The organism is Streptomyces sp. NPDC002701 (assembly GCF_042889045.1).
Lineage (GTDB): Bacteria > Actinomycetota > Actinomycetes > Streptomycetales > Streptomycetaceae > Streptomyces.
Genome location: NZ_JBIAQL010000058.1, coordinates 1 through 7,287, shown reverse-complemented (window position 1 = coordinate 7,287; position 7,287 = coordinate 1). Strand labels below are relative to the sequence as shown.

At 65.3% G+C, this 7,287-nt stretch carries 7 protein-coding genes and 2 pseudogenes; 3 read left to right on the top strand and 6 right to left on the bottom strand.

The genetic code is table 11. The features are described 5' to 3' along the window. Positions 1-214: 214 nt before the first annotated feature. A pseudogene (locus ACFYXC_RS41600) lies at positions 215-981 on the top strand (IS5 family transposase). Positions 982-1,216: 235 nt separating this feature from the next. Here ACFYXC_RS41600 and ACFYXC_RS41595 read toward each other — a convergent pair. The 6 genes and pseudogenes from ACFYXC_RS41595 to ACFYXC_RS41570 form a co-directional block, all read right to left on the bottom strand. Continuing rightward, on the bottom strand, positions 1,217-2,182 hold the full coding sequence (locus tag ACFYXC_RS41595; protein WP_389558335.1) for an alpha/beta hydrolase family protein: 966 nt from the start codon (positions 2,180-2,182) through the stop codon (positions 1,217-1,219). After that, positions 2,179-2,331 carry an SDR family oxidoreductase gene (locus tag ACFYXC_RS41590; RefSeq protein ID WP_389558336.1) on the bottom strand — a complete coding sequence of 51 codons (153 nt, stop codon included), beginning with the start codon at positions 2,329-2,331 and terminating at the stop codon, positions 2,179-2,181. Before ACFYXC_RS41590 ends, ACFYXC_RS41595 begins: the two co-directional genes overlap by 4 nt. 350 nt (positions 2,332-2,681) lie before the next feature. Further along, the gene (locus tag ACFYXC_RS41585; RefSeq protein ID WP_389558334.1) at positions 2,682-3,650 is read right to left on the bottom strand and encodes an amidohydrolase family protein; all 969 of its coding nucleotides are present in this window, start codon (positions 3,648-3,650) and stop codon (positions 2,682-2,684) included. A 251-nt stretch (positions 3,651-3,901) separates the two neighbouring features. After that, a pseudogene (locus tag ACFYXC_RS41580) lies at positions 3,902-4,374 on the bottom strand (ISAzo13 family transposase); the annotation flags it as partial. Between the two features lie 9 nt (positions 4,375-4,383). Further along, entirely contained in the window at positions 4,384-5,307 is a 924-nt protein-coding gene (locus tag ACFYXC_RS41575; protein ID WP_389558332.1) for a LysR family transcriptional regulator, read from the bottom strand. Between the two features lie 771 nt (positions 5,308-6,078). Beyond that, positions 6,079-6,318, bottom strand: a complete 240-nt coding sequence (locus ACFYXC_RS41570) for a hypothetical protein (protein ID WP_389558330.1) — start codon at positions 6,316-6,318, stop codon at positions 6,079-6,081. A 141-nt stretch (positions 6,319-6,459) separates the two neighbouring features. Here ACFYXC_RS41570 and ACFYXC_RS41565 point away from each other — a divergent pair, with 141 nt between their 5' ends. Together ACFYXC_RS41565 and ACFYXC_RS41560 are read left to right on the top strand one after the other, a co-directional pair. Beyond that, the gene (locus ACFYXC_RS41565; protein WP_389558328.1) at positions 6,460-6,741 is read left to right on the top strand and encodes a DUF6233 domain-containing protein; all 282 of its coding nucleotides are present in this window, start codon (positions 6,460-6,462) and stop codon (positions 6,739-6,741) included. Between the two features lie 79 nt (positions 6,742-6,820). Then, entirely contained in the window at positions 6,821-7,033 is a 213-nt protein-coding gene (locus tag ACFYXC_RS41560) for a hypothetical protein (protein WP_389558327.1), read from the top strand. Positions 7,034-7,287: the final 254 nt, after the last annotated feature.

Here is a 7,287-nt window from a genome sequence, read left to right as displayed (position 1 = left end):
CGGCGGGAAGCCGTTCCGCACGAGCGGAACCAGGGGGAGGCCGGCGTACGTGCACGACTCCGCCGAAGGGCGCTGGATCACAGACTCGGACTCTGGACAGACCGGGTGACCGATGAGTAACTTCGACTGACATAGGCTGAGCAAGCGCTTAGACTGTGCCCTACGTGGTGAGGTGGTCGTTGACTTCGGCATGGGGCGGGGTACCTGGAGTTGAATTGTTCCGGACGGGCTGTGGGAGATCGCGAAGCCGCTGATCCCGGCGTCGAGAGTGCGGCCGCAGGGCGGCGGAACGCAGGACACCCCTGATGAGACGCTGTTCGCGGCCATCGTCTACGTCCTGGTCAGCGGCTGCGACTGGCGCCAACTGCCGCCTGCTTCGGCATATCGAAGTCGACCGCCCACCGCCGGTTCCTGATCTGGTCGAGAGTCGGCGTCTGGGGGCGCCTGCACGAAGCGGTCCTGCACCGCCTCGACGACGCCGGCCTCAACGACGTCACCCGCGTAGTGTCGACACCGCCCGCGTCAGGGCTAAAAAAAGGGGGCGAACACAGGTCCGATCCCCGTGGACCGGGGCAGGCCGGGTTCCAAGATGCACGTGCTGTCGGGCGCGAACGGCCTGCGCCTCCTCGTCGGCGTCTCGGCCGGCAACACCCACGACAGCGAAGGACTGCAGCCCATGATCGCCGGTCACCAAACGAGACACGACCCTCACCGCGGCCGGTACTTCAAGCCCCAGCGCCTCCACGCAGACAAAGCCTACGACCGTGCCGACCTGCGCAGGTGGCTCCGATGGAAGCGAATCGGAGTACGCATCGCCCGCAAAGGCATCGAATTCAGCGAGCGATAGGGCGCCGAAGGTGGGTGATCTAGCGCACGATGTCGTGGCTGTCCGGCTACCGCAGACTCAGTCCCCGCTACGAACGCAATCCCCGCAACTACCTAGCATTTCTCGGCCTGGCCGCCGCCCGCTGCTGCTACTAACGACCCGTCCGCCTCACCACATAGGACACGGTCTTAGGCGGTTTCGGCGTGCGTTTTGGAGAGGGTGAGCAGTTCGGGCAGGATCCCGAATCGAGTTCCTGAGCAGCTGGCGGTGCTGTGGAAGTGGGTGGTTGCGGAATGCGGAGAGGCTCGGCGACTCGCGGACGAGCACGACATCGACAAGGGTGGTATCGGTGGGGCTAACGGTTTGTGGTCCCTGCGGTATGCCGACCTTTCAGCGCAAGTGGGCGGCGAGCCACTCAAGAATCAGGGTGGGGCGGCGTTGAAATTCGGCGTACCCGTCCCAGCGTGCGGTGCTGTCGTCAATCCAGTGAAGATACTTGTCGTCGACCGGAAGGTTGTCGAAGATCGTCTGCACGTCGTCGCTGGTGGTGAGAATATCGTTGCGCACTTGATAGACAAACGTGGGTGTCTCGACGCTCTTGGCCCACTCCTTCACATCCCTGCGCGCGAAGTTGATGCTCGTCTTGAGTACCATCCGGTGCTCCAGGTCGGCGAGTGTGCCGGCGAGGCGTTCAGCCGGCACACCGGCCAGGGCGAGCAGCCGTTCTGCGATCGACGAAGGGGTGAGCGGTTGGCAAGCGACCAGGCAGCGCACTGTGGCGAATGCCTCTGGCCGTCGGGCCATCGCACAGATCGTGGAGTTGGCGCCCAGGCAGCGGCTGAAGAGAGCGACGGTCATGCCCGAGGTGTCGGGGCGCTGTCGGGCATAGTGCAAGGAGCCTAGGACGTCGCGGTACTCGAACAGGCCGCTCGAGACGACGCCGCCGTTGGCTTCCGCGCTGTGTCCGTGATTGCGCAGGTCGTAGGTAAGGACGTTGTAGCCGGCGTCGTGCAGGATCCGGTAGTCCTGGACGAAGTCGACCTCCCACCCGTTGCCGCTGGGCGCCCATGTTGATTTCCAGGGTTCCAGATGCGTGGGCATTCCCGCCCGGCTGAACCCACGCGGGTGGTTGGCGATCACCAGTTTGTCCGAGCCGTAGGCCGGGATAAACCATCCTTCGAGGGCGACGCCGTCGGTTGCCTGGAAGGAGATCTCCTCGAAGTCGAGGCCGTATTCACCCGGTGAGTGCAGGATCGGGGAGCGGCCCTGGTGTCCGTATGCATCGGCCATCGACTGGATGAGCCGCTCGATCTCGCTCTCGGTGAGCGAGACATTGTTGGCAGGGCTGTCGGTCATCGCCACACCCTCAGCCAGCCGCCGTCAGTCACCAACGTCTGTCCAGTCATGAAATGTGCATCCTCACTGGTGTGGGAACAGATGGTGCCGACCGTGTCGTCGGCTGTCCCGATCCGCTTGATGGGTGCATTTTTGCGGAGTGATTCAATGCCACGGACGCGTTGGAATCCTATCCCTCGGGCGTGGAGGACACGGTGAGTGCACAGCGTTGGCGGTGATGCCGTGCTCGGTCAGATTGGTCGCCAGTCCCATCGACGAGATGTTGCGGCCGCCGCGTTCTCGGGATTCAAGACGTCTGAGACGATGGATATTACCTTCGCCTCAACGGCGCCAATGTCATTTACCGTGTCGGTCATGTCGGGGATCGCGACGTCAGCTCCCCGCGCGGCGAGTCCGCGAGTGATGGATCTGCCGAAGCCTCGGCCCCCTCCGGTGATACCTGCTATCCGGCCTTTGTGCATTGAGTAGGTCATGAACGTTCAGAACCTCTACTTGTCGATCACTGTTCGAGACGGAGCAGGCGACGGGCGTTCTCATGGAAAATCTGTCGCTTCACCGCAAGGGGCAGCGCGGCGTTCGCCACTGCAGCTACAGCGGCGGCAGTGTCCTCGTACGGATAGTCGACCGAGAACAACACTGCTTCCGCGCCGATGTTGAGGACGGCAGCTTGGATGACCTCGGGTGCAAAAACGCCGGTGGTCGTGACGACGATGTTGGTCCCGAAATACGCCGATGGCAGCCGCTTGATCGGGGTCTCCACCTGCAGGGTGCGGTAGCGGGAGTCGAAGCGGGTCTGCTGAAACGGCAGGAACTCGCCGAGGTGTCCGAGGATCAGCACCGCTCGCGGGTGCCGGTCGAAGACCCCTCCGAACAGCAGCCGCATGGCGTGTCCTCCAGTTTCGGCCTGCCAGCTCCAGTTTGCGCCGTAGAGCTCCGGGTGTCCGCCGAGCACCGCCCAGTCATCGACCGGGAGCGATCCGGGGTGGAGGTACAGCGGAACGGACAACTCCTCCAGAGCGCTCCAGAGTTCGTCGTGGACCGGGTCGTCCAGGTACCGGCCGTGGGTGTGATCGTTGACAAATGCGCCAACGAATCCCAGGTCGGTCACGCAGCGTTCCAGTTCACGTACCGCCGCGTCAGGATCCTGGAGCGGCAGGGCTGCGAACCCGCGAAAGCGGCGCGGGTAGCGCGAGATTACCCCCGCGAGGTAGTTGTTGGCGAAGACCGCGTTCTCGACGGCGGCCGCAGGATCGACGTCGGCCTGGATCCCGGGGACGCTGAGCGCGAGCACCTGGATGTCGATGCCGTGGGAATCCATGTCGGGGATGCGGTACTTTTCGAAGTCGACGAGCCGCTCGGACCATACCGCGGCGTACTCGGTCTTGGCGCGAATGCGCATTTCGGTGCACGGCTGGCGCTCCGTAAGCTCAGGAATGGAGAACGCTTCTTCCAGCGCAATGTGACCCATGGATCGATCCTCGACGCTCGCTTAGTGAGACTGCCAGGATTGCTCATCCTACGGAGGACACCTGTTGGCCTCCCTCCTGTGAGTCAGCAGCTCAGCAAGCCGCTCTGTGTTGCGACGCCGTATACGCCTGACCCGAGACTAGAGCGGACAATGGCTAGCGTGGTAGCGATAGTTTTCGATAGTTGGCATCACCGTCATCGATAGCCCGCTGGCGTGGTGAGGGTGCTCGTGTTGACTTGGAGATCTCAGGTGGTGGTCAGCTCGTCTGAGGCCCCCGACGCCCCGAACGCGGGTGCGCCCCTGCTGTCGGAGCCGTCCTCGCTCACAAAACTCGTCGAACCGTCGATCCGGTTGGCCGACGAGTTCGTCCAGCGCCGGTTCGGGCATGCCGGTCAGCCCCGGGGTACGCAGGCACCCGGTGCAGGGACGCGGGGGCGGGCCGTCGGCTGGTTGACGTCGTTACTGTGCTGGAGGTGATGTCGGACCGAGGTCGCAGGGTGGAGTTCCAGTCGCCGTGGTAACGGCGCCGCAGCATGGGCAGAGCGTCAATATCCCTGCGGTGACCTTGATGCCGGCGCCGTAGGTGCCCGGATCAAGTTCGGCGTGAACGGTCAGCCCGGTGCGGGTGGTGGTCACCACGATGCCGTGCACGATGACGTCGTGGCTGGTCAGCGGTCTGCCGCGCCAGTTCATGAAGATGGGGGGAGACCAACCGGTGCTCGATCACGGGTCGCTAGTCGAGCTGAGCTGCCGCATGCGAGAGCCGCTTCCGCAGCCACTGGTGCGCGGGGTCCGTGTCGGACCGCGGAGACCAGAACATCGCCTCGCAAAGCGGAGCGAGTGGCACAGGCGGATCGACCAGCCGTATGTCGATCCGCTCGATGAGGTAACGACCAAGCCGTTCCGGCAGCGGCGTTATGAGCCTGCTCCCCGGCAGCAGCAGTGGCTGCACGACGAAGCTCTGCGCACGGATCGCCACCGGTCGGTCGATGCCGAGCTGGCGGAATCTCAGGTCGCTGATGGTGTCGGTCGGGCTGCCGCCGAAGGACACACAGGGGAGGGTGCGGAACTGTTCCTCGGTCATCACCTCGCCCACCTCGGGATGATCATTGGCCACGGCGCAGACGATCCGGTCGGTGAAGAGAGCCGACGACCTGAGCGGGACATTCTCACCCATCAACTCGTCCGGGTAGACCAGTAGATCGAGCTGCGAGCGCTCGATGAGCTCGGCGTGATCCGCGGTGAGCGGGTGGATCTGGAAGCGGACATTCGGAGCCTCGTCGCTCAGGTGCACCAGCAGCGGGCCAAGGAGAAGCAGCAGAACGTAGTCGCTGGCCATCAAACGGAAAGTGCGCGTGCTGGTTAGCGGGTCGAAGTGCCGGCCAGCATTGAGGGTGGACTCGATGCTGTTCAGCGCTTCACGAATCGGCTCGACGAGCATCAGGGCTCGCGACGTCGGCACAAGCGAGCGTCCCTGGCGGACCAGCAGAGGGTCGCCGAAGAACCTTCGCAGCCGCGCCAGCGACGCGCTCATCGCGGGCTGGCCTACCGACATCCGCTCAGCTGCCCGGCTCACATTGCTTTCGTCCATCAACACGTCGAAGGCGACCAGCAAGTTGAGGTCCAGACGGCGGAGCAACTCGCGGTCGGTGGCCATCCCGATACCTCTTTCCATGGTCGCTTGCCCTCTCCTCGATTATGGCGCGGGCATCGACACGATCGATGAGCTGGAGCGGCCCCGGCCGCATCCCCGCCAGTAGGCGAGGTAGTACCGGGCGGTCAGAGTGTCGGGGCGATCGGGTCCCAGATTCTGGCGGGCGGCGGTGTGCATGTCCTGAAGATAGGCGCGGGCAGCAGTGACGAGTCCGGTCTCGCATCCCCCGGGGCTGACTGGATTCGAGCCACCGCGGGCCCTCGTATTCGCGGGTTCATCGGCGTGCCGCGCAGGAAGGGGTGGATCAGGTCGTCAGACACCCCGCACACCATGTACTCCACTGCGCCGGCCAGAGCGTCCATCCCGCTCTCAACCTACGCACCTCGCCGCCCGAACCGGCCTGCAGCCCGAACAGATCCTGGCCCAACTCGCCGAACAGGTCCCCATGGACAACACCAGCGCCATGGCCGTCGACACCTTCACCCCACACTGACCAGAATTCCGCGCGTCACAACAGGTACCCCGCACCCGCGATCCCGTGCGAGCGCAGGACGCCCTCAGTAGGTGTTCCGTGAGCCTTCGCGCGGTTTCACACGACACCGCTGGGGGTCAGGGGTTGAGGTCGAGGGGGGTTCATTGAGCTTTCCATGCGGACCGCCCTTGCGGGAGCGTCATGGTATGGCGCTGCCCTGACGGCGTCGCGCGCCGCGACCGATCGATGGATGCAGGCCAGGATCCGTCCCTCGCGCTCGGTCAAGTGCGCAGGACGCCCGTTCACTGCGCATCCTCGTGCAGTGCGCGGGTGTGGCTGCGCAGCTGCGCCCGCGCGGCGGGCGCCCGGCCCGGGTCCGACCAGAACGGATGCGACCACAGGCGGGACGACAGCACCACCAAGCGCCGCCGGAGCTCCGCATGCGCGGTGTGCGCGGGGTGCGGTGTGGCGAGGGCGTCGTAGGTGCGGTTGAAGGCCGCTTGCAGCTGGATGAGGTCGTGGGGGAAGGGTCCGGGCTTCATGGCCTCACCGTATCGAACTAGAATTCGATTATGCGAGTGACGGGGCCGTGCCGCCTGCCGGATCAGGAGCGAGACTATGTTGGATGACCTACCCCCTGCTGACCTGGCACGACTGCTCACCTTGAGGACCTGGCACGCCATGTGGCTTCAGCGCATCGACGCGAAAATCGCTGTTGTACGACAGCACGTAGCCGAACAGGAACGCGTCAGGTGATCGCGCTCGGATTCGGGGAAGGGCGCCGCCCAATCGAGGTCCACGCCGGTGACTGCTACACCATCGGCAAACGGCGGCGCCCCGTCAGCCGTGACGAAGCCCGCCGGCTCCTGGCCACGGGCATACGCGCACGCAGCCACTGCACCCGCGACACCACACTCGAGATCCCGTTACCCAGCGGCCCGCTCCTCGCGGCCGCAGCGCGCTGACGGGCTTTCCGCTCCTGGACGGCCTCGCGCACCGCGGTGAACCGCCCCACCCCACCGCCCCGGACAGGACACCTCTGCGATGACCAGCACTCCCCCGCCCCCGATCAGCGAACCCGATCCTTCCACCTTCACCACCTCCAGCAGCTACGTCGGACCGTGCTCCGGCTGCCAGCGGCCAACGTTGAAGTACGGGCCCGGCGGACTGCCCCTGTGTCAGTGGTGCCTCGCCGCTGCCCGCGAGAACTGGGGACCGGCCGTCCGCTTCATCGACACCCGCCGCCAGACAGGCTGACGGGCGCCGGTCCACGCACAGCCCACCGGTGGGGCCAATCCTGCCGGCCACCGCCGCTGCGCCCGGCAAGCGGTTGCATCTGCCGGATCCGGGACAGACGCTCATCAGAGGAGGAGGCAAAAGGAGGGGATCCACCGGTGACAGCCGACGCCATATCCGCTGCCGGTCTTCCGGCGGAACCACCCGCCGAGGGGCAGCTGGACGCACTGCGCGAGGAGAACGAGCAGCTCCAGCAGGCGGTGCACTCACACGCG

Excerpts from the sequence above, each read along its gene's own strand:
- ACFYXC_RS41595 (WP_389558335.1), bottom strand. The coding sequence starts at position 2,182 with ATGACCGACAGCCCTGCCAACAATGTCTCGCTCACCGAGAGCGAGATC.
- ACFYXC_RS41585 (WP_389558334.1), bottom strand. The coding sequence starts at position 3,650 with ATGGGTCACATTGCGCTGGAAGAAGCGTTCTCCATTCCTGAGCTTACG.
- ACFYXC_RS41575 (WP_389558332.1), bottom strand. The coding sequence starts at position 5,307 with ATGGCCACCGACCGCGAGTTGCTCCGCCGTCTGGACCTCAACTTGCTG.
- ACFYXC_RS41570 (WP_389558330.1), bottom strand. The coding sequence starts at position 6,318 with ATGAAGCCCGGACCCTTCCCCCACGACCTCATCCAGCTGCAAGCGGCC.
- ACFYXC_RS41560 (WP_389558327.1), top strand. The coding sequence starts at position 6,821 with ATGACCAGCACTCCCCCGCCCCCGATCAGCGAACCCGATCCTTCCACC.